Raw genomic sequence first — 25,813 nt, 5'->3', positions numbered from 1 at the left:
GCTTCGGTGGATCACCTGTCGGCGGGTCGGGAAGCATCCTACGATCGGGCGTCGGCGTGCGGGCCGGCGCACGGGGAGAGGACGGTGGGGAATGGCCACGGAGGTGTTCCGCTTCGAGGAGTTGCGGCCGCAGGACCCGGCGCGGCTGGGGCGGTTCCTGGTCACGGCGCGGCTCGGCGAGGGCGGCATGGGCCAGGTCTTCCTCGCGCTCTCGCCCGGCGGGCAGTTCGCGGCCGTCAAGGTGGTCCGGGAGGAACTGGCCAGGGACGCCGAGTTCGGGGACCGGTTCGCCCGCGAGATCGCCGCCGCGCAGAAGGTCCGGGGCGCGCACCTCGCGCCGCTGCTGGACGCCGACCCGCACGGCGCACAGCCGTGGCTGGCCACCGCGTACGTGGCCGGGCCCTCGCTGCACGACCTGGTGGTCCGGAACGGTCCGCTGCCGACCGGGCAGGTGCTGCTGCTCGCCTGGGGCATCGCGCACGCCCTCGGCGACATCCACGCCGCGCAGGTCGTGCACCGCGACCTCAAGCCCGCCAACATCGTGCTGGACGAGAGCGGACCCAAGGTCATCGACTTCGGGATCGTCAAGTCGCTCACCGAGTCCGCCGTCCAGCACAGCCAGTCGACCCGGGTCGGCACCCCCGCCTACATGTCGCCCGAGCAGGCGACCGGCCGCACCGTCGGGCCCGCCTCCGACGTGTTCGCGCTCGGCTCGACGCTGTACCGGCTCGCCACCGGACGCGACGCCTTCGCCGCCGAGAACCAGTGGGCCGTCGCGCACCGGATCGTCGCCGACGACCCCGACCTGACCGACCTCGACCCGCCGCTGCGCGCCCTGCTCGCCGACTGCTTCGCCAAGGACCCCGGGCACCGGCCCACCCCGGCCGAGGTCCGGGCCCGCTGCGAGCGGCACCTCGGCGGTGCGCCCGGCCCCGGCGCGTGGATGGACGTCACCGGCGGGCTGACGGCCGTTCAGGAACGCACCGCCGCGCTGCGCACCCTCACCACCGGAGCCGGAGCGGGTGACGAAGAGCCCGGGGCGGAGGGGCCGACCGTGCGGCTGCCCCCGCCGCGGGCCGAGGTCGAGACGCCGACGGCCGTCGCGCCGGACTCGTCGACGGCCGCGGTCCCGGACCCGCCGGCGCGCAGGAACCGGGGCGCGGAGGTCCGGGGGCGGGCGGGCGAACTGCTGCTGGTGCTGGGCGCGGTCGCGCTGGCGGCGTTCCGGCCGTTCATGACCGAGCGGTGGAAGGACCGGGCGACCGGCCGGGTGGTGGCCGAGGTGACCGAGTCCTTCGACTGGCAGCACCCGTGGCGGGCCGTCCCCAGCGGTGTCGCCGGGGTGGCCACGGACTGGCAGGCGGTCAGCGTGGGCATCGTCGGCACGGCGGTCGCGGCGCTGCTCGGGCTGGTCCTGCTCGGGATCGCGGCCCGGGGCACGAAGCGGACGAAGGAGGCCGAAGTCGCGGTGGGGCTGCTGATCGGCGGGTGGCTCCTGGTGGTCGGCATCGTCGGCGGCATGCTGCTGCTGATGACCATGGGCATGTGGGTCGACGACGACAACAAGCTCTACCAGGTGCAGTCCTCGTACCAGCAGGGCGGTTGGCTGCTGCTGGCCGCCAACCTCGGTCTGGGGTACGTCCTGAAGAAGATCGCCGACCTCGAACCCCCGGCCGACCGGGCGGACGCCGCCGGGTGACGCCGGACGCCGCCGGGTGACCCGGTGCGCCCCCGGGTGACCCGGCGGTCCGTCAGTTCGCGGGCGGGGGCGCGGCGGTGGAGCCGCGCGGGGTGAGCTGGGGGGCCAGGTCCTCGTAGCCGTCGGCGGGGCGGCCGGCGATCAGGTCGAGCAGGGTGCGGGCGGCGTGCGCGCCGTAGGCGTGGATGTCGCGGGTGAGGGCGGTCAGCGGGGGCCGGACGACCTGGACGAGGGGGGAGTCGTCCCAGGCGACCAGGGAGAGGTCGCGGGGGACGGAGAGGCCGAGTTCCTGGGCGACGGACAGGCCCGCGACGGCGGTGATGTCGTTGTCGTAGAGGATCGCGGTCGGGCGGGCGGGGGAGAGCAGCAGGCGGCGGGTGGCGCGGGCGCCCTCCTCGCCGGTGTAGTCGGTGTGCACGGTGGGCAGCGCGTCCAGGCCGAGGTCGGCGCAGACGGTGGCGAACGCCTCGTCGCGGATCGCGGTGTGCACCAGCCCGGTGAGGCCCGCCACCCGGGCGACCCGGCGGTGGCCGAGCGCGGCCAGGTACTCCAGGGTCTCGCGGACGGCGGCGGCGTCGTCCGACCAGACGGGGGTGAGCCGCCCGGAGCCGGAGGGGTGGCCGATGACGACGGTGGGCAGGCCCATCTCCTCCAGGGCGGGCACCCGGGCGTCGTCGCGGCGCAGGTCGACCAGGATCGCGCCGTCGATGTGCCGCTCGCCCCACCAGCGGCGGTACGCCTCCAGGCCGCGCTCGTGGTCGGAGACGACCTGGAGCGCGAGCGAGTAGGAGGCGTCGGAGAGCACCTTCTCGATGCCGCCGATCAGCTCCATGAAGAACGGTTCGGTGCCGAGCATCCGGGCCGGCCGGCACAGCGCCAGGCCGACGGCGGCGGCCTTGGCGCCGCTGAGCGCGCGGGCCGCGCTGTTGCGGACGAAGCCCAGCTCCTCGGCGACGGCGGCGATCCTGGCGCGGGTGGCGTCCGAGACGCCGGGTTGACCGTTCAAGGCGTTGGAGACGGAGACCTTGGACACGCCCACGATCTTGGCGATGTCGGCGATGGTCGGCCGCTTCGCCGGCGGGCTCTGCTGCTGGGACACCTGCTCCACGGGACCTTTCGGACGGTTCGTCGGCTGTCCGGCCGGGGTGCGAACGCGGGGCGCGGACCTGTTGTGCCCTCTCAAGCTACTACGCGCACCCCCCTCCGCTGTAGCCCGGTGCCCCTCCCGGGAGGAGTTCTGCAACAAACGGTTAACCACCCGTTGACAACGATGTCTGGCCGCCCGTACGGTCCTCCTGCCTTAATCGGTTAATCAACCGATCGGGCGGGCGGTCCGGCAACTGGACGCCCGTTCCGGGCGATCGGAGCACTTCCCCGCACAGGACCCGGTGCGGACGGCCGCGCCCCAACGACCGTCGCCGTCCACACCGTTCGCCCCGCGCCACCCGTCGGAGGGACACCACGGGCGGCGCGGGGCATCCCACACCCCACCCCTCCCACCTCCCCGCCCGGGGACGACTCCCCGCCGGGGGACGAAAGGGATTCGCGTGCACCAGAGACTCCGCCCCCGCCGCGCCTCGCGCCTGGCCCCCACTGCCGTCCTGCTCGCCGCCGCGCTCACCGCCACGGGCCTCACCCTGGGCCGGGCCGACACCGCGCAGGCCGACACCGCGTCCGCCTTCGCCACCCGCTGTGGCATCCACTTCTGCCTGAACGGCAAGGAGTACTACTTCGCGGGCACCAACACCTACGACCTGTTCACCTACGGCTCGGCCTCCGGGGACACCGAGACGCAGTTCATGGACAAGGCCCGGATCGACGCCCAGTTCGCGAACCTGCAGGCCGACAAGGTCGACGTGGTGCGGCTGTGGATGTTCAACCACGAGAACTGGCACGGCTTCGAGAAGGCCAAGGGGGTCTACGACGAGCAGGAGTTCGCCCAGTTCGACTACATCGTCCAGTCCGCCAAGGCCCACGGCATCCGCCTGGTCCCGGTGTTCGAGAACTACTGGGAGGCGTACGGCGGCATCGACACCCGTCTCCAGTGGGAGGGCCTGTCCGGCGACCAGCCCGGCCGGGCCGCGTTCTTCGACAAGTCCCGCTGCTCCGGCTGCTTCACCTCGTACAAGAACTACGTCTCGTACGCGCTGAACCGGGTCAACCACTACAGCGGCGTCAAGTACAAGGACGACCCGACGATCTTCGCCTGGGACCTGATGAACGAGCCCCGCTACGAGGGCCAGAGCGCCGCCGAGAACGTCGACGGGACGACGCTGCGCGCCTGGGTGGACGAGATGGGCGCGTTCGTGAAGGGCATCGACTCCAAGCACCTGCTGGGCGTCGGGCTGGAGGGCCACGGCACGAACTACGGCTTCGGCGGCGACGAGGGCAACCCGTTCGTGGCGGTGCAGCAGTCGCCGTACCTCGACTACACCTCCGCGCACCCGTACCCGACCGAGTCCTGGGCGAACCTGAGCGTGGATCAGACCAAGGCGCTGATCCGCTCCTGGATCGCCGACTCGCACGACAAGGTCGGAAAGCCGTTCTTCATGGGCGAGTTCAACGTGCACAACGCCGACCGCTCGGCCTGGTGGAGCCAGATCTACCCCGACTTCGAGGCCGCCGGCGGCGACGGCAGCGCGTTCTGGTGGTACCAGGACCACAACGTGGACGGGAAGTTCGGCGTGCTGGCGGGCGCGCCCGAACTGTCGGTGTTCCGCGCCCACTCGGACCGGATGCGCGCCAAGTCCGGCCTGGTGAGCGGCACTTCCAGCCCGAGCCCGAGCCCGAGCCCGAGCGCCTCGGCGTCGGCCTCCCCGACCGCTTCCGCGCCCCCGACCGCCTCGGCGTCCCCGTCCGCCTCCGCGTCGGCGTCCGCGTCGGCCGGCAGCCCGGCTCCGGCCGGGAGTTGTGCGGTGCACTACGGCCTGTCCGACTGGGGCGGCACCTTCAACGGGGACGTCACGATCAAGAACACCGGCACCGCCGCGATCAACGGCTGGCAGCTGGCCTTCGCGTTCCCCGGCGGCCAGCAGGTCACCACCATGTGGAACGCGGTGAGCGCGCAGAACGGCAGGCAGGTGACGGCCACCAACCCGTCCTCCTACAACACCGTCATCGCGGCCAGCGGCAGCCTGAACTTCGGCTTCAGCGGCACCTCGGTGGCCGGGACCAACGGCGTCCCGGCCGCCTTCACCCTCAACGGCACGGCCTGCGGCACCTACTGACGCCACGTCAGGAGGGCGGACCACCCCCACCGCCGGTCCGCGGTCGGCGCCACCCCGCCGGCCGCGGGCCCCGCCCCGGCGGTGCACCAGCGAAGCGAGGACGAGGAAGCGATGCGCAGAGGATGGGTCGCCGCCGGTTCGGCGACCGCCCTGGCCCTGGCCCTGAGCGGCTGCACCGGCGACGCCGGGCCCGCCCCGCTCAAGGGGGTGGTGGCCGACCAGGACCCGGCGAAGGTCTCCGGGTCGATCACGGTCCTGACCAACCGGGTCGACCAGGTCGACAGCGGCCTGCTGAAGAAGTACGCCGCCGAGTTCAACAAGCTCTACCCGAAGGTCAAGGTCGACTTCGAGGGCTTCGTGGACTACGAGGGCGAGATCGGCAAGCGGCTCGCCGACGGCAGCTACGGCGACGTGCTGCTGATCCCGAACCAGGTGCCGGCCGACCGGTTCGCCGACTACTTCGCCCCGCTGGGCAACTCCCGCGAACTCTCCGACACCTTCGACTACATCGACTACGGCACCGTCGGCGAGAAGGTCTACGGCATCGCCAACATCGGCATCGCCTCCGGTCTGGTCTACAACAAGGCGGTCTGGGCGAAGGCCGGGATCACCGAGTGGCCCACCACGCCCGACCGGTTCCTCGCCGACCTGAAGGCGATCAAGGAGAAGACCCAGGCGATCCCGTACTACACCAACTACCACGACGGCTGGCCGCTGCGGCAGTGGTCGGACGCCATCGGCACCGCCACCTGCGACAACACCGCCCGCGACGCGCTCGCCTCGACCGCCGCGCCCTGGACGCCCGGCAAGGACCTCTACGAGATCGACCGGCTGCTGTACACCGCCGTGCACGAGAAGCTCACCGAGTCCGAACCGCAGGCCACCGACTGGGAGTTGTCGAAGAAACTGCTCGGCACCGGCCACATCGCCACCATGGAGCTGGGCTCCTGGGCGGTCGCCCAGATGCGGGCCGCCGCGAGCGCCAACGGCGCGAACCCCGAGGACATCGGCTTCATGCCGCTGCCGATGCAGCGCGACGGCCACTTCTGCACCGTGGTGCAGCCCGACTACAAGTACGCCGTCAACGCGCACTCCAAGAACCAGGCGGCCGCCAGAGCCTGGCTGGAGTGGTACATCACCCGCTCCGGCAGCGCCGCCGCCGACGAGTCCATCTCCGCCGTCCGCGGGGCCCCGCTCCCCGCCACGCTGCGCCCGCTGGACGAGCGCGCGGTGCGGATGATCCCGCAGACCCGGGAGCGGCTGGCCCAGGTCGACGCGATCGACCGGGCCTCCGGCATCGGCCTGGACGCCCCCGACTACCGGCGCCGGCTGGTCGACATCGCCGCCGGCTCCGCGCCCGGCGACCTGAACGGCTACTTCGCCGACCTCAACCGGCGCTGGGGCAAGGCGCAGAAGGCCGCCGGCGGCTGATCCCCGGCCCTGCCGCAGGCCGCATGAACCGGTAAACCTGCCACCCCGTCCGCCCGGCCCCGCGGGCGACGGGGTGGCGGTGCCGTTTTCGGCCTACGCCCAGCGTGCAGCGGAGTTGGTGGTCACTGAAACCCATCAAGGCATTCACATAACCGGTTTATAGACAGCGCCGCTCCGGCGGGTTACGGTTCTGCTCGCGCCGCTTGCCCGACCACCGGTCCGGCCGACTTCACCGAGGAGCCGCACGCATGAAGGACACCACCCCGCTCGACCAGGGCTGGAGCCTGCACCACGAAGGGGACCGGCTGCCCGCCACCGTGCCCGGCTGCGTCCACACCGACCTGCTGGACGCCGGCCTGATCCCCGACCCGTTCCTCGACGCCAACGAGACCGAGGTCGCCTGGGTCGGCCGCCGCGACTGGACCTACACCCTCGACCTGCCCGCCCGCGGCGGCGGCCACGAGCGCACCGACCTGGTCTTCGAGGGCCTCGACACCGCCGCCACCGTCACCCTCGGCGGCACCGTGCTCGGCAGCACCCGCAACATGCACCGCCGCTACCGCTTCGACGCCACCGGGCTGGCCGGCGAGCTGAAGGTCGAGTTCACCAGCGCCTACACCGAGGCCGAGCGGGTCCGCGGCCTGGTCGGCGACCGTCCGAACGTCTACCCCGAGCCGTTCCAGTACATCCGCAAGATGGCCAGCTCCTTCGGCTGGGACTGGGGCCCGACCCTGCCCACCGCCGGCATCTGGAAGCCCGCCCGCCTGGAGCACTGGTCCACCGCCCGGATCGCCGAGGTCCGCCCGCTGGTCACCGTCGACGGCGGCACCGGCCTGGTCGAGGTCCACGTCACCGTCGAGCGCACCGCGACCGGCGCGGGCCGCCCGCTCACCGTCCGCGCCACCGTCGCCGGCGCCGAGGCCGAGGCCGTGCTCGACGGCGACACCGGCGTGCTCGCCCTGGAGGCCGCCGACGTCGCCCTCTGGTGGCCCCGCGGCTACGGCGAACAGCCCCGTTACGACCTCGAACTCACCCTCGCCGACGGCGCCGCACCGCTCGACGCCTGGCGGCGCCGGATCGGCTTCCGCACCGTCGAACTGCGCCGCACCCCCGACGCCACCGGCACCCCCTTCACGCTGGCCGTCAACGGCGAGCCGATCTTCGTCCGCGGCGCCAACTGGATCCCCGACGACACCCTGGTCACCCGGGTCACCCCCGACCGCTACCGCCACCGCCTCCAGCAGGCCGCCGACGCCAACCTCGACCTGGTCCGGGTCTGGGGCGGCGGCATCTACGAGCAGGAGGCGTTCTACGAGGCGTGCGACGAACTCGGCCTGCTGGTCTGGCAGGACTTCCTGTTCGCCTGCTCCGCCTACCCGGAGGAGCAGCCGCTGCGCGGCGAGATCGAGGCCGAGGCCCGCGACAACGTGGTCCGCCTGATGCCGCACCCCTCGCTGGTGCTGTGGAACGGCAACAACGAGAACCTGTGGGGCTTCCGCGACTGGGGCTGGGAGGAGGAGCTCAAGGGCGACCGCGCGGGGGGCGACTCCTGGGGCGAGGGCTACTACCTGGGCGTGCTGCCCCGGATCGTCGCCGAACTCGACCCCACCCGCCCCTACGCGGCCGGCAGCCCCTGGTCCGGCAGTTGGGACCACCACCCCAATGACGTCGACCACGGCACCCACCACTCCTGGGAGGTGTGGAACCGCCAGGACTTCGCCGAGTACCGGGCCTCCGTGCCCCGCTTCGTCGCCGAGTTCGGCTGGCAGGCCCCGCCCGCGTACGCCACCCTGCGCCGCGCCCTCCCGAACGAGGACCTCGCCGCCGACTCGCCCGGCATGCTGCACCACCAGAAGGCCGAGGACGGCAACGGCAAGCTGAACCGCGGCGTCGAACGCCACTTCGAACTCCCCACCGGCGCGGCCGACTTCGACCGCTGGCACTACCTCACCCAGGTGGTCCAGGCCCGCGCCGTCGCCACCGGCATCGAGCACTGGCGCTCGCACTGGCCGCACTGCGCGGGCACCGTGGTCTGGCAGATCAACGACTGCTGGCCGGTCTCCTCCTGGGCCGCGATCGACGGCGACGGCCGGCTCAAGCCGCTCCACCACGAACTGCGCCGCCTCTACGCCGACCGGCTGCTCACCCTGCAGCCCGCCGACCGCGACGGCGACCCGCGGATCGCCCTGGTCAACCAGGGCGCCGAGGAGTGGACCACCGCGCTGCGGCTGCGCCGCCTGGACGCCGACGGCAACGTGCTCGCCGAGACCGTCGCCGAGCTGACCGCCGAAGCCCGGACGGTCCGTCGACTCCCGGTGCCCCCGGGGCTGCTGCCCGAAGCCGGGAACACCAAGGAGTACCTGGTCGCCGACGCGGACGGCCTGCGCGCCGTGCACTTCGCGGTCGCCGACAAGGCGTTCGCCTACCCCCGGCCGGAGTTCGAACTCGCCGTGGAGGAGGCCGGCGACGGCGCGGTCGACGTGGTGGTCACCGCCCGCACCCTGGTCCGCGACCTGCTGCTGCAGGCCGACCGGATCGACCCCGCCGCCTCCGCCGACCGGGGCCTGACCACCCTGCTCCCCGGCGAACGCGCCACCATCCGGCTGCACGGCGCGGGCACCCCGACCGCCGCACAGGTCCGGGAGGCCGTGTTCTGCGTCGAACCCGCGTGAACCCGGCCGCGCACCAGGAGGGTTGACCCTCGCGCCGGGGCCCGGCGGGTTCCCCGGCCGGGCCCCGGCGGCGGACGGCGGAGTACCGGGGAACCGGTGTCCGCCGTCGGGGGCGGGTGGCAGGATCGGCGCATGACGACGATCACCGCGCGGCAGGCCGCGCGCCGGGCACTGGAGGGGCTGGCCCTCGGGGACGCGTTCGGGGAGCGCTGGTTCAAGCGGTTCCGCCCGCCGCAGGAGGCGCTGGAGCAGATCGGCCGCCGCCGCACCCCCGAGGAGGCGGAGTGGCGCTGGACGGACGACACCGCGATGGCGCTGTGCGTGTACCGGGCGCTGCTCGACGACGACGGGGTGAACCGCAACCGGCTCGCCGCGATGTTCGGCGCCACCCTGCTCGCCGACCCGGCGCGCGGCTACGGGCACGGCATGTACCGCCTGCTGCCCGTCCTCGCCGAGCGGCCCGGGGGCTGGGCCCGGGAGGCGGTGCAACTCTTCGACGGCGAGGGCAGCCTGGGCAACGGCGCGGCCATGCGGGTCGCCCCGCTCGGCGCCTGGTTCGCCGCGGACCTGGACGAGGCCGCCGAGCAGGCCCGGTACTCCGCCGAGGTCACCCACGCCCACCCCCAGGGCATCGCCGGGGCGGTCGCCGTCGCGGTGGCCGCCGCGCTCGCCGCCCGGGCCGGGGCGTCCGGTGTGCCCGGCGCGGTCGGCACGGCCCCGGCGGGCGCCGAACTGCTGCACGAGGTGGCCGGTCGGACGCCCGAGGGCCCGGTCCGGGACGGCGTCCGGGCCGCCGCCGACCTGTCGCCCGCGACCCTGCCCGGGCGGGCGGCCGAACTGCTCGGCAGCGGGCGGAGGATGCGCGCCTCCGACACCGTCCCGTTCGCGCTCTGGTCGGCCGCCCACCACCTGGACAGCCTCACCGACGCGCTCTGGACCACCGCCGAGGGCCTGGGCGACGTCGACACCACCTGCGCGATCACCGGCGGCGTGGTCGCCGCCCGCACCGGCCTGGCCGGTGTGCCGGCGGAGTGGCTGGAGCGCCGCGAACCGCTCCCGGAGTGGGTGGCGGAAGAGAACTGACGGCACGTCAATCCTGCATGTGGGCAACGGGGTTCAGGAGGAGGGGGCGTCGTCCGGCTCCAGCAGGGCCAGGTCGGCGGGGGTGAGGCGGAGCGCGGCGGCGGCCAGGTTCTCGGCCAGGTGGGCGGGGTTCGAGGTGCCCGGGATGGCCAGCACGTGCGGGCCCCGGTGCAGCGTCCAGGCCAGCCGGACCTGGGCGGCCGTCGCGCCGTGCGCGGCGGCGACGCTGCGCACCCGGGCGTCCTGCTCGGCCGCCGGGGCCGCCTCCCGGGCCAGGCCGGAGACGGCGAAGAACGGGACGAAGGCGATGCCGAGCTCGCGGCACAGGTCGAGGGTGCCGAGCTCCTCGGAGCGGCGGTTGTCCAGCCCGAAGGAGTTCTGCACGCACACCACGGGGGCCACCGCCAGGGCCTGCCGGACGTGCTCGGGGCGGCAGTTGGAGAGGCCGAGGTGCCGGACCAGCCCGGCCGCCCGCAGCTCGGCGAGCGCGCCGAAGTGCTCGGTGACGTCGTCCACGTCCGGCCCGTTGCGGCGCAGGTTGACCACGTCCAGGTGGTCGCGGCCGAGCTGGCGCAGGTTCTCCTCGACCTGCGCGCGCAGTTCCTCGGGCCGGGCCATGGTCTGCCACTCGCCGGACGCCAGCCGCCCGGGCCCGACCTTCGTCACCACCGCCACCTCGCCGTCGGGCCGGTCCGCCAGCGCCCGGTTGATCAGCTCGTTGGCGGAGCGCAGCGGCGAGAAGTAGAACGCGGCCGTGTCGACGTGGTTCACGCCCCGGTCGAAGGCGGTGTGCAGGAGCCGGACGGCGGCCGCCCGGTCGATCGGGGCGCCGTCCGAGTTGCCCGCCATGCCGTTGCCGGTGAGCCGCATCGCGCCGTAGCCGAGCCGGTTCACCGTCAGGTCGCCGAGCTGCCAGGTGCCCGCCGCCGCTGCCGCCGCCGCTGTCGAAGTGTTCATGTGCGTCCCCGTCCGTCCGTGCCGGTGCTGTCCGGTGACGGAGTATGGGGTGCGCGGCGGGCGGGCGGCCAGGCCCGCCGGGTGCGCGGATTCTCACAGCCGGATCGGGAACGAACCGGTGCCCGGTCGGAGTTGGATCAGGTGTCGGACGGGCCGCGGAGGGCTCGTCGGCCGGTCCGTCAGCGGCCGGTCAGCGGCCGGTCAGGGCGTGCAGGGTGAGGGCGGCCAGGCCGCGTTCGGCGCTCTCCGGTGCGCCCGCGACGGCGAGCCGCAGCGGCTGCGAGGCCAGCAGCGAGACCAGCCACCAGGCGCCCGTGGCGGGGTCGAGGTCGGTGCGGACGGTGCCGTCGGCGCGGCCGGCCGCGAGCAGGTCGGCGAAGGTGTCGGCGACCATCCGGTTGGCGCGGCGGGCGGCGTCCAGGACGGCCGGGTCCTCGCCGGTGAGGGTCTGCGCGTCGGCGAACAGCACGCCCAGGGTGCCGCGCCGGTGGACGCTCGCCAGGTGCTCCGGGGCGAGCAGTTCGGCCAGCCAGCTGCCGGTGTCGGGGGCGCGGTCGGCCCAGGCGAGGAGTTCGGCGCGGGTGCGCTCGGCGGCCCCGTCCAGGACGGCGGCGAACACGGCGGCCTTGGAGCCGAAGTTCTGGAACACCACGGGTTCACTGACCCCGACCCGGCGGGCGACCTCGCTCATCCGGGTGCGGTGGTAGCCGAGTTCGGAGAACACCTCGGTGGCGGCGGCCAGGATCGAGGCCCGCCGCTCGGCGGCGTTCAGCCGGGTGCGGCCGGTCGGGCCGGCGGCGCGGGTGGGTCGGGTCGGGGGCACCCGTGCATCGTAGCGGGCCCTTGCCAGTGAACTTAGTGACGACTAAGTTGACTCCCGCACCGAGAACTTAGTCGTCACTAAGAAAGGTTCGCGGCCATGGACCCCGCACGCCTCCTGCACGGCGCCGCCGACTCCCGCACCGGCGGGAACGTCCTCACCCACGGACGCGGCTACGACGCCCTCACCGGCGCCTTCTTCGCCGGCCGCCGCAACGCCGTCTACCGCCGCCTCGCCGCCCTCAGCGGCGCCCGCCCCGGCGAGCACGCCCTCGACATCGGCTGCGGCACCGGCTACCTCACCGTCCGGATCGCCGACCGCACCGGCCCGCACGGCACCGCCCGCGGCATCGACCCGTCCCCCGACCTGCTCGCCCGGGCCCGCCGCCGCGCCCACGGCCGCCCCGGCTGCACCTTCGAGGACGGCGTCGCCGAACAGCTCCCCGCCGCCGACGACTCCTGCGACCTGGTCGTCACCGCCCTGATGGTCCACCACCTCCCCGAGGACGTCCGCCCGCGCGCCCTCGCCGAGATGCACCGCGTCCTGCGCCCCGGCGGCCGCCTGCTGCTCGCCGACTTCCGCCCGCCCGCCGGACCCGTCGCCCGCCACCTGGTCGGCGCCGTCGTCGGCCCCGTCATGGAGCACAACCCCGTCCACCTGCTGCGCCCGCTCGCCGAAGGGGCCGGCTTCACCGTCGCCGACACCGGCGACCTCGCGCCCTGGTTCCACTGGGTGCGCGCCACCAAGGCCGGACGGTGACCCCGACCCGGCTGCTCGCCGCCAACCGGACGCTGCGGACCGCCGCCGTCCCGCTCGCCCTCGGCGGACTCGCCCTGCACCTGTGGATCGGCAGCCGGCTGCCGCTGCTCGCCGTCGCCCTCGGGCTGGGCTGCCACCTCGCCGCCGTCCTGCTCGGACGGGCGCTGCTGCGGCGGCGGCCCGGGGCCGCGGCGGACGGGAACCCGGCAGGCGGGAACCCGCCCGACGTGAGCCCGGCCGGTGGGAACCCGGCGGCGGTGGTGGCCGTTGGCGGGGACGGGAGGGGAGTCGGGCCCGGAGCCGGGAGAGGCTAGGCTGACCGAACTCGGTCCTTTACCGAAACTTTCCCGTGCGCCGGACGAGTGTCGGCCGCCCGTTCCCGCCCAGACGGAGGTACTCCGCCTTGCACCTCGACCAGTGGATCGAGAGCGTTCCACCGACCTCGGTGTACGTGATCATCGGGCTGATCATCGGCCTGGAGAGCCTCGGCATCCCGCTGCCCGGCGAGATCGCCCTGGTCACGGCCTCGCTGCTGGCCGCCAAGGGCGTCGTCAGCCCGTGGGGCGTGGCCGGCTGCGCCATCGCGGGCGCCATCATCGGCGACTCGATCGGCTACGCCATCGGCCACAAGGGCGGACGGCCGCTGTTCGCCAAACTCGGCCGCAGGTTCCCCAAGCACTTCGGACCGGACCACCTCGCCACCGCCGAGCGGGCCTTCGAGCGCTGGGGCATGTGGGCGGTCTTCTTCGGCCGCTTCATCGCCCTGCTGCGGATCTTCGCGGGCCCGCTGGCCGGCACCCTGCGGATGCCGTACTGGAAGTTCCTGATCGCCAACGTGCTCGGCGGCGTCGTCTGGGCCGGCGGCACCACCCTGCTGGTGTACCAGGTCGGCAAGGTCGCCGAGCAGTACCTGCAGGGCGCCTCCTACATCGGCCTGGGCGCGGCCGCCCTGTTCGGCGTCGGCTCGGCGCTGTACCTCAAGCGCAAGGCGAAGAAGTCCCGCGCCGCGCACCCCGAGCAGTCCGGCGGCCCGAGCGGCGAACCGCTCGCCGAGACCTTCGCCGAGCGCACCGACTGACGCTCCGCCGGTCGTCCGGGACGGGCCGCCGCCACCCCGCCGGGGTGCGGCGGCCCGCGCGCGTTCCGGCCCCGTCCCGTCCCCGCGCCGTGCCGGGCGCACCGATCGCGCGGACGGGGGAGTAGGGTCGCACGCGAGTCGATCACGGAGGTGGGGATGACCACGCAGCAGAGCGGCCCGCAGCAGTGGGCCGCGGTGGACGAGTACGCCGAGCAGCGGCTGATCGGCCCGGACGAGGTGCTGGCCGCCGCGCTCGCCGACGCCGACGCGGCCGGGCTGCCGCAGATCGCCGTCGCCCCCAACCAGGGCAAGCTGCTCAACCTGCTGGCCCGGGTCCAGGGCGCCCGCCGCATCCTGGAGATCGGCACCCTGGCCGGTTACAGCGCCATCTGGCTGGCCCGCGCCCTGCCGGAGGACGGCGCGCTGACCACCCTGGAACTCGACCCGGCGCACGCCGCCGTCGCCACCGGCAACCTGGCCCGGGCCGGCTTCGCCGACCGGGCCGAGGTCCGGGTCGGCCCGGCCCACGACAGCCTGGCGCAACTCGCCGCGGACGGCGTCGAACCGTACGACCTGGTCTTCGTCGACGCCGACAAGGCGGGCATCCCGCACTACCTGCGGGCCGTGCTGCCGCTCACCCGGCCCGGCTCGGTGATCGTCGTCGACAACGTGGTGCGCGGCGGGCGGCTCGCCGACCCCGACAGCACCGACGAGGCGGTCCGCGGCGTCCGCGAGATGCACGAACTCATCGCCGCCGAGCCGAAGTTCGACGCCACCACGGTGCAGACCGTCGGCACCAAGGGCTACGACGGCTTCACCCTGATCCGGGTGGAGGGCTGAGCGGCATGCGGATCGGACTCCTCGGCACCGGCCCCTGGGCGGGCTTCGTGCACGCCCCCGCCCTCGCCGCCCACCCCGACGTCGAGTTCGCCGGCGTCTGGGGCCGCCGCCCCGAGGCCGCGGCCGAACTCGCCGCCGCCCACGGCGTCGCCGCCTACCCGACGGTGGACGCGCTGCTCGCCGACGTCGACGCGGTCGCCGTCGCGCTGCCGCCCGACGTGCAGGCCGAACTCGCGGTGCGCGCCGCGCAGGCCGGCAAGCACCTGCTGCTCGACAAGCCGGTCGCCGCGACCGTCGACGCGGCCCGCGCCGTCGAGGACGCCGTCGCCGCCTCCGGGGTCGCCTCGGTGGTCTTCTTCACCACCCGGTTCACCCCCGGCCAGGATGCCTGGGTCGCCGAACAGGCCGCCACCGAAGGCTGGTTCACCGCGCACTGCCACTGGATCGGCTCGGTCTTCACCACCGACAGCCCCTTCGCCGCCTCCCCCTGGCGCCAGCAGAAGGGCGCCCTGTGGGACGTCGGCCCGCACGCGCTCTCCGTGCTGCTGCCGGTCCTCGGCGAGGTCGAACGGGTCACCGCCGTGCCCGGGCCCGCCGACACCGTCCACCTGGTCCTGCGCCACCGCGACGGGGCGTCCGCCACCGTCACGCTCAGCCTGACCGCCCCGCCGGCCGCCTCCGCGCGCGGCGCCGCCGTCGAACTGCGCGGCACGGCCGGCGTCACCACCCTGCCCGACCGCGACGAGCAGCCCGTCGACGCCTTCGGCCACGCCGTCGACGCGCTCCTCACCGCCGCCCGCACCGGCACCGCCGACGCCCGCGACGTCCGCTTCGGCCGCCAGGTCGTCGAGGTGCTGGCCGCCGCCGAGGAACAACTCCTGCGCGGCGACGGCAAGTCCTGACCCCGGCGGGGCGGGGCGGGACGGGCCCGGGAGGTCACACCGGGTCGGTGTCCTGCCCCGCGCTCCGGCGCGGCCACTTCCAGCCGGTGCCGCGCCCGGCCCTCGGCCCGGGGACGGCGACCGCGCTGCCGGGGGCCCCGACTGCCCCGGCAGCCCCGGTCTCCCCGGCCGGGACGACGACATCCACGACATCCACGACGTCCACCACCTCACCGGGCACCCAGCCCGGTGAACGGCTCGTCAGTTCCAGGCCGGCGAGGTGCTTCTTCAGCCGCTTCGCCATCGGGAGGTACGTCGCCATGGTGAGTCCGCCGGAGACGACGGCCCCGACGACCGGGACGGCCTTCGAGAGGCTCTTCGCGAAGGTCTGCTTGGTCATCTCGACGCCGAGGTAGCCCGCCACCTTCTTCACCACCGGGTAGACGAAGCCCTGGGTGAGGGCCTTCTGCGGCAGCTTCTTGGCCACCTGCCGGGCCATCTGCTCGGCGACCTTCCCCACCGCGGCGTTCGCCCGGTTGACGCCGAACATCACGCCGAGGAACAGCGTCAGCAGCCCCTTGGTGGCATCGTCGAGGTCGTCCTCGCCGGAGAACAGGTCGGGCCAGCTGTAGAGGTAGGCCAGTTTCTGCGAGATCCGCAGCATGTGGCCGAAGTACTGGGCCGTGTCGGCGGGCAGGGTGGCCGGGAGGAACAGCAGGCCGGGCAGGCCGGCGGCGGCGGAGAGCGCGCTGGCCTTGCTGGTCTCGTAGGCGATGGAGTCGTTGGCGGCCTTGTCGAGGACCGCGAGCGGAATGCCGGCCGCCGAAGGGGTGTCCTCGATCGCCCGGCGGATCTGCTCCTCGGAGCACTGCCGTGCCAGCGCCTTCCGGAGGTACGCCTCCCGGTCGACGCGTACGCCCGGCAGGCTCGCCGCATACATCAGGACGGCGGAGAACCGCAGTTCCGGGTTCTCGATCACTTTGCTCTCGGCCATGGCAGCGAACCTACCGTATCCGGAACGACCCGTGCCCTTTGCCAATCCTCTTCCGGCGGGCGGAAGTTGGCGGCGGTCCGTCAGGGGACGGAGGGGCGGCGGTCGGCCGGGCGGCGGGGCGGGACGGGGGTGGCGGGGAAGTCGCGGGGGCCGGTCCAGAGGGCGGGGACGGCGTCGGCGCGGCGGGCGAGTTCGTAGGCGATGGCCTCGTAGTTGACGCGCCAGCCGCGGAAGTGCGGCCAGGCGTCGGCGGTGGGGCGCTCCTGCTGCAGGCCGGCGGCGGTGACCAGGGCCACCGCCGCGTCGAACTCGTCGAAGGTGAGCCGGATCGGCGCGTCCGGGTCCGGGTCCGGGGCGAACGGGATGCGCAGGGCCGTCGCGATGTCGCGCAGCGCGGTGAAGCCGGCCCGGAGCAGCAGCCGGGCCTCCGGGGGCGCGGAGCGCGGGGTGAGGGAGAGCTGCATCGCGGCGGCGTCCAGCACCGCGATCAGGCCGACCACCCAGCTGCGGTACGGCTGCGGCGAGCGGAACGAGATCAGCACCGGGTAGTTGGAGTGGCCCTCGCCGAGGTCGGCGGCCAGCCGCTCCCAGTCCCGGTACAGGTCGGACAGTTCGCTCTCGGTGCGCACCAGCGCCTGCCGGGCCAGCAGCTCCGGCCCCCAGGCCGGTTCGCCCGCCCGGGACTGCAGCAGCGTGACCTCCAACTCCCGCCGGTTGTAGGCGCTGTAGAGCGTCGGCAGGTAGGCGATCAGCAGCGCGATGATCAGCGGCCCGTTGGCCGCCGCCAGGAAGTCGATCACCGACAGGTGCAGTCGGTCGCCGCTGGCGAAGCCGAGCGTGAACAGGCTCGACCCGGCCTCCCGGAACGCCACCCGCCACGGCAGGTCGGACGTCCCGCGCAGCAGCAGCGTGTACGCGAGCAGCGTGGACGTCAGCCAGCAGCCCAGCATCCCGAGCAGGATCAGCGGCGCCAGCCAGGTCTGCGCCCGGTCGATCGACCGGTAGCCGCCGAACGGCGCCGCGACCGTCCGCACCACCCGGCGCAGCACCGCCCACAGCCGGTTCACCAGCGCCGAGTACAGCCCACGCGGCACCACCAGCGTCCGCAGGATGCTCGCCGCCGTCACCAGCAGCAGGGCCGCACCGGCCACCGTGAAGATCACTCCCATGCGCCCCATTCTGCCGCCCGCGCACCCCGAACCGGGGAGGTGGCGGATGGGCGGGTGGCGGCGTTCCTCGATCGGGGCGGGGCGTTCCGTCCGGAGCACGACGTCCTCGACCCGGTCGCCCGTCCGCACTTCGCCGAGGCCCTCGCCACCGGCGTCGGACCGGACTTCGACCTGTGCCGGCGGCGGACGCTCGGGATGATCCTCGACGGCTACGCGGCGCTGGCGGGCTGAGAGCGGGCCGGGGGACGGGCCGGAGGGCGGGCGCCGATACCCGGTGGAGCGGCCGCCGCCGCTCGCGTAGCGTGCCCCGGCATGGCGAGTTTCGTGCACCTGACCTCGGCGGCGAACGCGCCGCGCATCCGCCGCGCCGGCATCCGCGCGGACAGCCGCGGCCAGGGCGGTGCGCGCGGCGTGTACTGCTTCCCCGTGCTGCCCTCGTACACGCTGACCCACCAGTGGCTGCGCGAGCTGGCCCGTTCCGGGAGCCGGGGCGGCGTGGTCGCGGTGCACCTGCGGCTGGAGGACGAGCAGCCGGTGCTGGTCGGCCGGTACGGGGACCGGTGGCAGGGGAAGCAGCGGGAGGTGTCGGCGGCCGAGGCGGTACGGCGGGTCGCGCTGCAGGACGACCCGCGCGGCTGGGAGGTGTTCGTCCCCCGCGCGGTCCGGGCGGGCGAGGTGCGCCGGGTCCGCCCGGTGCCCCAGGTGGCGGGCTGGCGGCACTGGCCCGGCGCGCACGGCACCAGGCCGTGCACCTGCGACGGCTGCGTGATCCGCGGCGAGTACGGCTCCCGCCGCCTGCGCGAACGCCTGCCGCACCCGCTGGACGGACCGCCGCCGCCGGTCGCGGTGCTGCTCGCCGGGATCGAGGCGGCCGGCGACCCCGGCGACCCCGCCCGGCTCCTGGACGTCCTGCACGGCTTCGCCCGCCGACGCCGACGCCGCGGCCCGCTCGACCGGCTGGCGCACCTCGCCACCCACCCCGACCCCGCGATCCGGGAGCAACTGGTCTGGACCGTCGGCCGCTGGCTCACCCCGGGCACCGCCGCCCTGCTCGACGGCCTCGCCGCCGACCCCGAGCCGGACGTCCGGGAGGCGGTGGAGAGCGTCCGCGCCCGCTGACCGCGAAGGCCGGCCCCGGGTCGTCGACTCGCCCCGGCGGAAAACCGGTTGGGGGCGGCGGTCGGTTCCGGGTAGAAAGGGCGGGTTTGCGAAGCGGGGCCGAGACGGAGGAGGGGGAGTCGCGATGGCGCTTCCGGAGGGCATGACGGTGCGGGCGGCGGTACCGGCCGACGCGGCGGCGATCTGTGCGCTGCTGAACCGGGTGGACGAGATCGAGATCGGCCGGGCCGAGTTCTCGGTGGGCGAGATCGAGGACGAACTCGGCCACCCGGGCGTCGACTTGGCGCTCGACAGCTGGCTGCTGGCCGACGCCGAGGGGGAGTTGGTCGGCTACGGGCTGGTGCGCGACCCGTCCGGCGGCGAGCGGATCGACCTGGACCAGTACCTGCTGCCCGACCAACTCGACGGCGGGCAGCACCTGTTCGACCTGATGGAGGTCCGGGCCGTCGAGCTGGCCCGGCGCAACGGGGCCGAGCGGGCGGTGCTGCACCTGATGCTCAACTCCGATCCGACCGTCGACACCGGGGCGCTGCGCGGGCGCGGCTGGCGCACCGTCCGCCGGCACCACGTGCTGACCCGGGAGGTCGACGCGGCGAAGGACCCGGCGCCGGTGCCCCCGGCGGGGGTGCGGCTGCGCGACTGCACCGCGGAGGAGGACCGGCGGACCGCGCACCGGCTGCTCCAGCAGAGCTTCGCCGAGCACTTCGACTTCAAGCCGCGCGGCTACGAGCAGTGGCTGGAGGACATCGACGCCGACGCGCTCGACTGGTCGCTGGTCTGGATCGCCCGCCTCGACGGCGCGGGCGACGGCGCGGGCGACGTCGCCGTGCTCCGCACCCGGGACGAGCGCGGCGGCCCGGCCTGGGCGTCGAACATCGGCGTGCTGCCCGCCGCCCGCGGCCGCGGTCTCGGCGGGTACCTGCTGCGCCACTTCTTCGCGCACTACGCGGCGCTCGGCCGGACCAAGGTCGGCCTCGGAGTGGACACCGCGAACGCCACCGGCGCCCCCGCGCTCTACCGCAACCACGGCATGGAGCTCGACTTCGCCGTCGACACCTGGGAGTTGACGCTCCCGGTCGGGACGTGAGTCCGTCCGGGACGGTGGAGGGCTGCGCCGCCCAGGGGGACTCGCCGGGGCGGCACAGCGGTCACACCCTATGATTGAGGTGTGACATTGCACAAGAGTGGTGCGGCGGCCGGACCGCTGCGGGTCGCCGTCCTGGTCTCCCACGCCGGCTCCAACCTCCGGGCGCTGCACGAGGCTTCGCGACGACCGGACGCCCCGTTCCGGATCGCCCTGGTGGTGAGCAACAACAGCGGCTCGGCGGGCTTGGCGTTCGCCCGCGAGCAGGGCATCGCCGCCCGGCACCTGTCGGGCCGCACCCACCCCGACCCCGACGCGCTGGACGCCGCCCTGTGCGCGGCCCTGCGCGACGCCCGGGCCGGACTGCTGGTGACGGCGGGCTACCTGCGCCGGCTCGGCCCGCGCACCCTGCGGGAGTTCGCGGGCCGGGCGATCAACGTCCACCCCTCGCTGCTCCCGGCCCACGGCGGCCCCGGCATGTACGGCGAGGCCGTGCACCGGGCGGTCCTCGCCGCCGGGGACACCCGCTCGGGCGCCTCCGTGCACGCGCTGACCGCCGTCTACGACGAGGGCCCGGTGCTGGACCGCCTCGAAGTCCCGGTCGCGCCGGACGACACCGTCGAGACGCTCGCCGCCCGGGTCCTGGCGGCCGAACACGCCCTGCTGCCGAGGGTGGTGGCCCGCCTGGCCGCCCAGGAGGGCTGAACTGCCGTGCGGGCGGCGGAGTGTGGGAGGCTCGCCCGACGCCCGGCCGCCCGCGCCGGGCCGTTCGTAGCACCGCTGCCCCCGTCGACCCGCCGTCAGGAGCCCGCCCGTGTCCGACCCCACCTCCGCCCCCGTCGCCGGGGGCGTCGCGCTGCGCCCCGTCACCGCCGCCGACCTCGACCTGTTCGAGCGGGAGTTCGCCGGTCCCGAGGGTGTCGGCCGCTACCAGTGGTTCGGCTACCGGTCGGCGGCCGGCCTGCGCCGGGGCTTCGCCGAGAACGGGCTGCTCGGCCCCGACGGTGGGGTGCTGGCGGTGGCCGAGGCCGACCGGACGGTGGGCCGGGTCGAGTGGTTCGCCGGGAGCTGGGGACGGCCGGAGACCTCCGCCTGCTGGACGCTGGCGATCGGACTGCTGCCCGCCGCGCAGGGCCGCGGCATCGGCACGGAGGCCCAACGGCTGCTCGCGCACTACCTGTTCGACCACACCCGGGCCGAACGCCTGCAGGCCTGGACGGACCGCGCCAACCTCGCCGAGCAGCGCGCCCTGGAGAAGGCCGGCTTCACCCGGGAGGGCGTGCTGCGCTCCGCGCAGTGGCGGGCCGGCCGCTGGCACGACCAGGTGATCTTCTCGCTGCTCCGGGCCGAGCGCGCCGTCGAGGGGTGAGGCCCGTCCGCGACCGGTGCGGGGCGTGGTCCGGTCGCGGACGAGGTGTCGGCCGGTGGCGCGTCGGCTGTCGGTGCGTCGGCTGTCGGTGCGTCGGTGCGTCGCCCGTCGGCGCGTCAGCCGTTGGCGAGGGCCTGGATGCGGTCGAAGGCGCCGTTGAAGCGGTTCTGGTCACCCGGGAAGGTGCCGGCGTCGGCGTACTGCCAAATGGTCTGGTACGACCAGCCGTTGGGCAGGGTGCCGACCGAGGAGGAGTAGCGGGCGATCCACAGCGGGTTGGTGGCACCGAACGACCCGTTGTTGCCGGTGCAGGTGGTCCACCAGTCGGTGGTGGTGTAGATGGTCGGGTAGCGCCCGGTCTTCGTGTGCACGGTGTTGGAGAAGTCCCGGATCCAGTTGACCATCGAGGACTGGCTCAGGCCGTAGCAGGTCGCGCCGTACGGGTTGTACTCGATGTCCAGGGCGGGCGGCAGGGTCCGGCCGTCCCGGGACCAGCCGCCGCCGTGGGAGACGAAGTAGGCGGCCTGGGTGGCGCCGCTGGAGACGTTCGGCAGAGCGAAGTGGTAGGCGCCGCGGATCATGCCGACGTTGTAGGAGCCGTTGTACTGCTGCGCGAAGTACGGGTTGGTGTAGGTGGTGCCCTCGGTGGCCTTGACGTAGGCGAACCGGGCGCCGTTGGCGTACGCGGTGCTCCAGGCGACGTTGCCCTGGTAGCTGGAGACGTCCAGCCCCGGGGTCTGGGTGGCGGCCAGTGCGGTGAAGGTGTTCGCGGCGGCTGAACTCCGGCCCTCGTGGCGGGCGACGGTGGACCCGGCGTGGTCCTGCTCGGGGTGGAAACCGGCCGGCTCGCCGGGGCGGGCGGCGGTGCCGGTGGTGGTGCCGGTGGTGGTGCCGGTGGTGTCGGTGGCGGCCCGGGCGGGCGCCGCGAGGGCGAGGCTGCCCGCCAGCAGGGCGACGGAGGCCGCGGCGGTGGCGGCGTTGCGGAGCAGGCGGGTGGTGCCGGAAGTACGCATGACGACTCCTCGGTCCGGGTGCGGCGGCCGGGGCGGCCGCTGCGGGAGAAGATATAGTCATGGCCCCGTCAGTCAACAGAGTGTTGAAACCACACAACGTATGAATGCATGTAGAGCGAACAGCCATACGTGTGACAATCGAACACCGCTGGTTCCGTTCGATGGTGACGCCGCGCCAGGTGAACGGGGGCGTCTGGCGCTCCGCCCGGCCCCGGGGTAGCGTGTCGACGCGCGTCCCACTGCCGGGATGCGTACACGTGCGATCGGTGGCAGGCCAGGGAACCGCAGTGCGGACCCGGGAACGCCGCGGTCGACGACGACGAGGGAGCGGGACGCGTTGGCCGAGGGACGCCTGCTGGCCGTCAGTGACCTGCACCTCGGCATCGCCGAGAACCAGTCCGTCCTCGACGACCTGCGGCCCACCGGCCCGGACGACTGGCTGATCGTCGCCGGGGACGTCGCCGAACAGGTCCGGGCGGTCGAGGCCACCCTGCGCTTCCTGGCCGGACGCTTCGCCAAGGTGATCTGGACGCCCGGCAACCACGAACTCTGGACCACCCCCCAGGACCCGGTCGCCCTCGCCGCGCCCGCCCGCTACCGCGAACTGGTCGAACGCTGCCGCGCCCTCGGCGTCGTCACCCCCGAGGACCCGTTCCCGGTCTGGACCGGCCCCGGCGGCCCCTGCGCGATCGCCCCCGTGTTCACGCTGTACGACTACAGCTTCCGCGTCCCCGGGGCGGCCGACAAGCAGCAGTCGCTGGCCCGCGCCCACGAGGCCGGGGTGGTCTGCACCGACGAGTACCGGATCGACCCCGCCCCCTACCCGGGCATCGACGACTGGTGCCGGGAGCGCGTCGAGGCCACCGAGAAAGCGCTTTCCGCCCACGACCCGGAACTGCCGCTGGTCCTGGTCGGCCACTGGCCGCTGGACCGCCGCCCCACCGACATCCTGCGCTACCCCGAGTTCGCCCAGTGGTGCGGCACCGAACTCACCGCCGACTGGCACCGCCGCTTCAACGTCGCCGCCGTCGTCTACGGCCACCTGCACATCCCGCGCACCACCTGGTACGAGGACGTCCGCTTCGAAGAGGTCTCGCTCGGCTACCCCCGCGAGTGGCGCCGCCGGGGCCACCCGCGCGGACTGCTCCGCCAGATCCTGCCCTACCCGGGCCCGCCGGAGCAGCCCGTCCCCGCCACGTCGCCCGCGCCGCCACCGGCCGCGACCTGAGGTCCACCGCCCCTGCCGCGAAGGGGGGCTGACGGTCCCTCGCGTGAGGGTCGGCGCACGACGGCCGACACGGAGGGGGAGCGGGGCGTGGGCGCGAGCGCGGTGGAGCTGACGGTGGACCAGGTCCTGGGCTGGCGGCTGCGCCGACAGTACCTGGCGGTGCCCGTGCCTCCCGGCGCGTACGGCCCGGCCACGCCGGAGCGGTTCGACGCCTGGCTGTCCCGCAACAGCCTGCGGAAAGTCGTGTTGAAGGGTTTCGTGGCCGCGCTCGGCGACCGGGTCGCGGAGGTCCGGGTGGCGGGGGAGCCGGCCCTGGCGCTCGCCGCGCACGTCGAGGAGCTGGCGGCCGTCAGGCCGTCGTCCTCGGTGCACCTGGTGGGCGCCTTCGACCAGTACGTGCTGGGCCCGGGCACCAAGGCGGCGGAGATCCTGCCGGCCGCGCACCGGGCGAAGGTCAGCCGGGCGGGCGGGTGGATCGCGCCGCTGCTGCTGGTGGACGGCCGGATCGCCGGGACCTGGGAGCAGGAGGGGCCGGTCCTCACCGTCACGCCCTTCGAAGGGGCGCCGGAGGAGCGGGAGTTGGCGGCTGCGGTGGAGCGGCTGGCGGCCGCGGCGGGAGCACCGGTGACCGCGGTGCAAGTGGTGGGGGAGGCGTGAGCGCCCCGGGCGGTACGGGTGGCGCGAGTACTGCGGATGGTACGGGTGGCGCGAGTACTGCGGGCGGAGCCGGAGCTGCGGTGGCTCCCAGGGCTCAACGGCCGTTCGCGTAGCCGACGGGCAGCAGGGTGCGCAGCGGCGCGACGCTGTCCTCGGCGGGGAGGTCGGCGGGGCCGGTGCGGGTGAGGGCGGCGAGGGTGAAGGCGGTGGCGGCGGCCCAGGCGTCCTCGGCGCGCGGCAGCAGGAAGTGCCCGGCGCCCGCGAGTTCGTAGCGGCGCAGCGCGGTCACCGTCCGGGCCCGCTCGGCGTAGGCGAGGGACTCGGCCGCGCCCGCGTCGCTGCGGTCGCGGTCGCCGTGGATGATCAGCACGTCGCGGCCCGCGAGCTGCTCGACGGGCTCGCCGGTCGGGAGCCAGGGGGCGACGCCGGTGACGGCGACCACGTTGCGGTGGCCGGCGGCGCGGAACGCGGCCCGGCCGCCGAGCGAGTTGCCGAACAGCGCGACCGGCACGTCCCCGTGCTCGCGGCGCAGCTCCTCCAGGGCCCACAGCGTGTCGACCAGGGTGTCGGCCGCGTCGCCGTTCCAGCCGCGGTAGCGGTAGCGGAGCTGGACCACCTTGACCCCGGCCTCCCGGCCGGCCCCGACCAGGCGGCGGGCGGGGGAGTGCAGGGTCAGCGCCGCCAGCCGGGAGGCCCGGCCGTGGCCGGTCACCGCGCCGCCGGGCAGCATCAGGACGACGGCCCGCACGGGCGTCCCGGCCGGGTGCTCCGAGAGGGTCCGCAGTTCGGGGGTGCGCTGCCGGTTCTTGGTGGTGTCCATGGCCTGTCTCCTGGTCCTGTCGTTCCGTCGGTTCGGTCCGTCGTTCCGTCAGGCTCCATTCTGGGAAAGGACACCCCCCGGCACCCAGTGTCTGCCCTCCATGACGGGACAGGACAAATGTCATGCCGGGAGCGTGCAGGGACTCCGCCCGTGGTCGGACGGGCCGTCCGGTCCGGGGCGGGTGCTGTGGCACGATGGCGGGGCCAGCAGATCCAGGTACTGTCCCGAGGAGTGCGCCGATGCCCGCCGCCGACCCGATGCCCGCCGCCACGACGACCGACGCGGTGTCCGACGTGACGGCCGATGCGGTGTCCGATGCGGTGTCCGATGCGGTGTCCGACGTGACGGCCGACGTGACGACCGAAATGGCGGCCGACGCCGCTGCCGAGCCGCGTTTCCGGGCCGCCGTCGCGGCGGACGTGCCGGCGCTGGTTGCGCTGGTGGAGTCGGCGTACCGGGGCGAGGCCAGCCGGGTGGGCTGGACCACCGAGGCGGACCTGCTGGACGGGCGGCGCACCGATGAGGAGGGCGTGGCCGAACTGATGGGCCGCCCCGACTCGCTGGTGCTGGTCGCCGAGCTGGCGGGCGCCCCGGTGGCCTGCTGCCACCTGGAGCGTCGCGGCGGCGCCGGGTACTTCGGGATGTTCGCGGTGTCCCCCGCCGCGCAGGGCGGGGGACTGGGCCGCCGGGTGCTGGCCCGGGCCGAGGAGTGGGCCCGGACCGAGTGGGGCGCCGACCGGATGGAGATGACCGTCATCGAGCAGCGCGCCGACCTGATCGCCTGGTACGAGCGGCGGGGCTTCGCCCGCACCGGCGAGTTCGAGCCCTTCCCCTACGGCGACGAGCGCTTCGGCGTCCCGCTCCGCCCCGACCTGCGCTTCGCCAAGCTCAGCAAGTCGCTGCACCCGTAGGG

At 74.5% G+C, this 25,813-nt stretch carries 25 protein-coding genes; 18 read left to right on the top strand and 7 right to left on the bottom strand.

Annotation, left to right across the window (positions count from 1 at the left end; genetic code table 11):
• Positions 1–91: 91 nt before the first annotated feature.
• Positions 92–1,699, top strand: coding sequence for a serine/threonine-protein kinase (locus tag ACIQBJ_RS04315; RefSeq protein WP_400703164.1), 1,608 nt, complete (start codon positions 92–94; stop codon positions 1,697–1,699).
• Positions 1,700–1,751: 52 nt separating this feature from the next.
• Here ACIQBJ_RS04315 and ACIQBJ_RS04310 read toward each other — a convergent pair whose 3' ends face one another.
• Positions 1,752–2,807: a LacI family DNA-binding transcriptional regulator gene (locus ACIQBJ_RS04310; RefSeq protein ID WP_400703161.1), complete on the bottom strand. Its 1,056-nt coding sequence runs from the start codon at positions 2,805–2,807 to the stop codon at positions 1,752–1,754.
• A gap of 439 nt (positions 2,808–3,246) precedes the next feature.
• On the opposite strand from ACIQBJ_RS04310, the gene ACIQBJ_RS04305 reads away from it, so the two are divergent.
• The 4 genes from ACIQBJ_RS04305 (at position 3,247) to ACIQBJ_RS04290 (ending at position 10,112) form a co-directional block, all read left to right on the top strand.
• Entirely contained in the window at positions 3,247–4,926 is a 1,680-nt protein-coding gene (locus tag ACIQBJ_RS04305) for a cellulose binding domain-containing protein (protein WP_400703158.1), read from the top strand.
• A 111-nt stretch (positions 4,927–5,037) separates the two neighbouring features.
• Complete coding sequence (locus ACIQBJ_RS04300) at positions 5,038–6,357, top strand: ABC transporter substrate-binding protein (protein WP_400703155.1); 1,320 nt, start codon at positions 5,038–5,040, stop codon at positions 6,355–6,357.
• Between the two features lie 248 nt (positions 6,358–6,605).
• Positions 6,606–9,029, top strand: coding sequence for a glycoside hydrolase family 2 protein (locus ACIQBJ_RS04295; RefSeq protein WP_400703152.1), 2,424 nt, complete (start codon positions 6,606–6,608; stop codon positions 9,027–9,029).
• A gap of 132 nt (positions 9,030–9,161) precedes the next feature.
• Positions 9,162–10,112 (top strand): ADP-ribosylglycohydrolase family protein, encoded by a 951-nt coding sequence (locus ACIQBJ_RS04290; RefSeq protein WP_400703149.1) that lies wholly within the window; start codon positions 9,162–9,164, stop codon positions 10,110–10,112.
• A 33-nt stretch (positions 10,113–10,145) separates the two neighbouring features.
• Here the strand turns inward: ACIQBJ_RS04290 and ACIQBJ_RS04285 are convergent, their stop codons facing one another.
• Both ACIQBJ_RS04285 and ACIQBJ_RS04280 read right to left on the bottom strand, forming a co-directional pair.
• Entirely contained in the window at positions 10,146–11,069 is a 924-nt protein-coding gene (locus tag ACIQBJ_RS04285; protein ID WP_400703146.1) for an aldo/keto reductase, read from the bottom strand.
• 190 nt (positions 11,070–11,259) lie between these two features.
• Positions 11,260–11,892 carry a TetR/AcrR family transcriptional regulator gene (locus ACIQBJ_RS04280; protein WP_400703144.1) on the bottom strand — a complete coding sequence of 211 codons (633 nt, stop codon included), beginning with the start codon at positions 11,890–11,892 and terminating at the stop codon, positions 11,260–11,262.
• 96 nt (positions 11,893–11,988) lie between these two features.
• Between ACIQBJ_RS04280 and ACIQBJ_RS04275 the strand changes: the two genes are divergently transcribed.
• From ACIQBJ_RS04275 to ACIQBJ_RS04255, 5 genes are all read left to right on the top strand, one after another.
• Positions 11,989–12,648 (top strand): class I SAM-dependent methyltransferase, encoded by a 660-nt coding sequence (locus ACIQBJ_RS04275; protein ID WP_400703141.1) that lies wholly within the window; start codon positions 11,989–11,991, stop codon positions 12,646–12,648.
• Entirely contained in the window at positions 12,645–12,962 is a 318-nt protein-coding gene (locus ACIQBJ_RS04270; protein WP_400703138.1) for a hypothetical protein, read from the top strand. Before ACIQBJ_RS04275 ends, ACIQBJ_RS04270 begins: the two co-directional genes overlap by 4 nt.
• Positions 12,963–13,051: 89 nt before the next feature.
• Positions 13,052–13,726: a DedA family protein gene (locus ACIQBJ_RS04265; RefSeq protein WP_400703135.1), complete on the top strand. Its 675-nt coding sequence runs from the start codon at positions 13,052–13,054 to the stop codon at positions 13,724–13,726.
• Between the two features lie 156 nt (positions 13,727–13,882).
• Positions 13,883–14,566 (top strand): O-methyltransferase, encoded by a 684-nt coding sequence (locus ACIQBJ_RS04260; RefSeq protein ID WP_400703132.1) that lies wholly within the window; start codon positions 13,883–13,885, stop codon positions 14,564–14,566.
• 5 nt (positions 14,567–14,571) lie between these two features.
• The gene (locus ACIQBJ_RS04255) at positions 14,572–15,468 is read left to right on the top strand and encodes a Gfo/Idh/MocA family protein (protein ID WP_400703129.1); all 897 of its coding nucleotides are present in this window, start codon (positions 14,572–14,574) and stop codon (positions 15,466–15,468) included.
• Positions 15,469–15,502: 34 nt separating this feature from the next.
• Here the strand turns inward: ACIQBJ_RS04255 and ACIQBJ_RS04250 are convergent, their stop codons facing one another.
• Both ACIQBJ_RS04250 and ACIQBJ_RS04245 read right to left on the bottom strand, forming a co-directional pair.
• Positions 15,503–16,441: a hypothetical protein gene (locus ACIQBJ_RS04250; RefSeq protein ID WP_400703126.1), complete on the bottom strand. Its 939-nt coding sequence runs from the start codon at positions 16,439–16,441 to the stop codon at positions 15,503–15,505.
• 80 nt (positions 16,442–16,521) lie between these two features.
• Positions 16,522–17,610 carry a hypothetical protein gene (locus ACIQBJ_RS04245; protein WP_400703123.1) on the bottom strand — a complete coding sequence of 363 codons (1,089 nt, stop codon included), beginning with the start codon at positions 17,608–17,610 and terminating at the stop codon, positions 16,522–16,524.
• A gap of 54 nt (positions 17,611–17,664) precedes the next feature.
• On the opposite strand from ACIQBJ_RS04245, the gene ACIQBJ_RS04240 reads away from it, so the two are divergent.
• The 5 genes from ACIQBJ_RS04240 to ACIQBJ_RS04220 all read left to right on the top strand — a co-directional run bounded on the left by ACIQBJ_RS04240 (position 17,665) and on the right by ACIQBJ_RS04220 (position 21,182).
• On the top strand, positions 17,665–17,841 hold the full coding sequence (locus tag ACIQBJ_RS04240) for a hypothetical protein (RefSeq protein WP_400703120.1): 177 nt from the start codon (positions 17,665–17,667) through the stop codon (positions 17,839–17,841).
• 81 nt (positions 17,842–17,922) lie between these two features.
• Positions 17,923–18,729, top strand: a complete 807-nt coding sequence (locus tag ACIQBJ_RS04235; protein WP_400703117.1) for a HEAT repeat domain-containing protein — start codon at positions 17,923–17,925, stop codon at positions 18,727–18,729.
• 124 nt (positions 18,730–18,853) lie between these two features.
• Positions 18,854–19,816, top strand: coding sequence for a GNAT family N-acetyltransferase (locus ACIQBJ_RS04230; RefSeq protein ID WP_400703114.1), 963 nt, complete (start codon positions 18,854–18,856; stop codon positions 19,814–19,816).
• Between the two features lie 81 nt (positions 19,817–19,897).
• Positions 19,898–20,518: a phosphoribosylglycinamide formyltransferase gene (locus ACIQBJ_RS04225; RefSeq protein ID WP_400703111.1), complete on the top strand. Its 621-nt coding sequence runs from the start codon at positions 19,898–19,900 to the stop codon at positions 20,516–20,518.
• Positions 20,519–20,627: 109 nt separating this feature from the next.
• Entirely contained in the window at positions 20,628–21,182 is a 555-nt protein-coding gene (locus tag ACIQBJ_RS04220) for a GNAT family N-acetyltransferase (RefSeq protein WP_400703108.1), read from the top strand.
• A gap of 116 nt (positions 21,183–21,298) precedes the next feature.
• On the opposite strand, the gene ACIQBJ_RS04215 is transcribed toward ACIQBJ_RS04220, so the two are convergent.
• Complete coding sequence (locus ACIQBJ_RS04215; RefSeq protein WP_400703105.1) at positions 21,299–22,195, bottom strand: lysozyme; 897 nt, start codon at positions 22,193–22,195, stop codon at positions 21,299–21,301.
• A 337-nt stretch (positions 22,196–22,532) separates the two neighbouring features.
• Between ACIQBJ_RS04215 and ACIQBJ_RS04210 the strand changes: the two genes are divergently transcribed.
• Both ACIQBJ_RS04210 and ACIQBJ_RS04205 read left to right on the top strand, forming a co-directional pair.
• Positions 22,533–23,423 carry a metallophosphoesterase family protein gene (locus tag ACIQBJ_RS04210; protein ID WP_400703102.1) on the top strand — a complete coding sequence of 297 codons (891 nt, stop codon included), beginning with the start codon at positions 22,533–22,535 and terminating at the stop codon, positions 23,421–23,423.
• Positions 23,424–23,510: 87 nt separating this feature from the next.
• Positions 23,511–24,080: a DNA glycosylase AlkZ-like family protein gene (locus tag ACIQBJ_RS04205; RefSeq protein ID WP_400703099.1), complete on the top strand. Its 570-nt coding sequence runs from the start codon at positions 23,511–23,513 to the stop codon at positions 24,078–24,080.
• A gap of 94 nt (positions 24,081–24,174) precedes the next feature.
• Here the strand turns inward: ACIQBJ_RS04205 and ACIQBJ_RS04200 are convergent, their stop codons facing one another.
• Entirely contained in the window at positions 24,175–24,900 is a 726-nt protein-coding gene (locus tag ACIQBJ_RS04200; protein ID WP_400703096.1) for an alpha/beta hydrolase, read from the bottom strand.
• Positions 24,901–25,265: 365 nt separating this feature from the next.
• Here ACIQBJ_RS04200 and ACIQBJ_RS04195 point away from each other — a divergent pair, with 365 nt between their 5' ends.
• Complete coding sequence (locus ACIQBJ_RS04195) at positions 25,266–25,811, top strand: GNAT family N-acetyltransferase (protein WP_400703504.1); 546 nt, start codon at positions 25,266–25,268, stop codon at positions 25,809–25,811.
• The last annotated feature ends 2 nt before the right edge of the window (positions 25,812–25,813 follow it).

The organism is Kitasatospora sp. NPDC088391, assembly GCF_044753345.1.
Classification (GTDB): Bacteria; Actinomycetota; Actinomycetes; order Streptomycetales; family Streptomycetaceae; genus Kitasatospora.
Note: the sequence above shows the minus strand (reverse complement) of the source record. Positions and strands in the feature narration are given on the sequence as shown.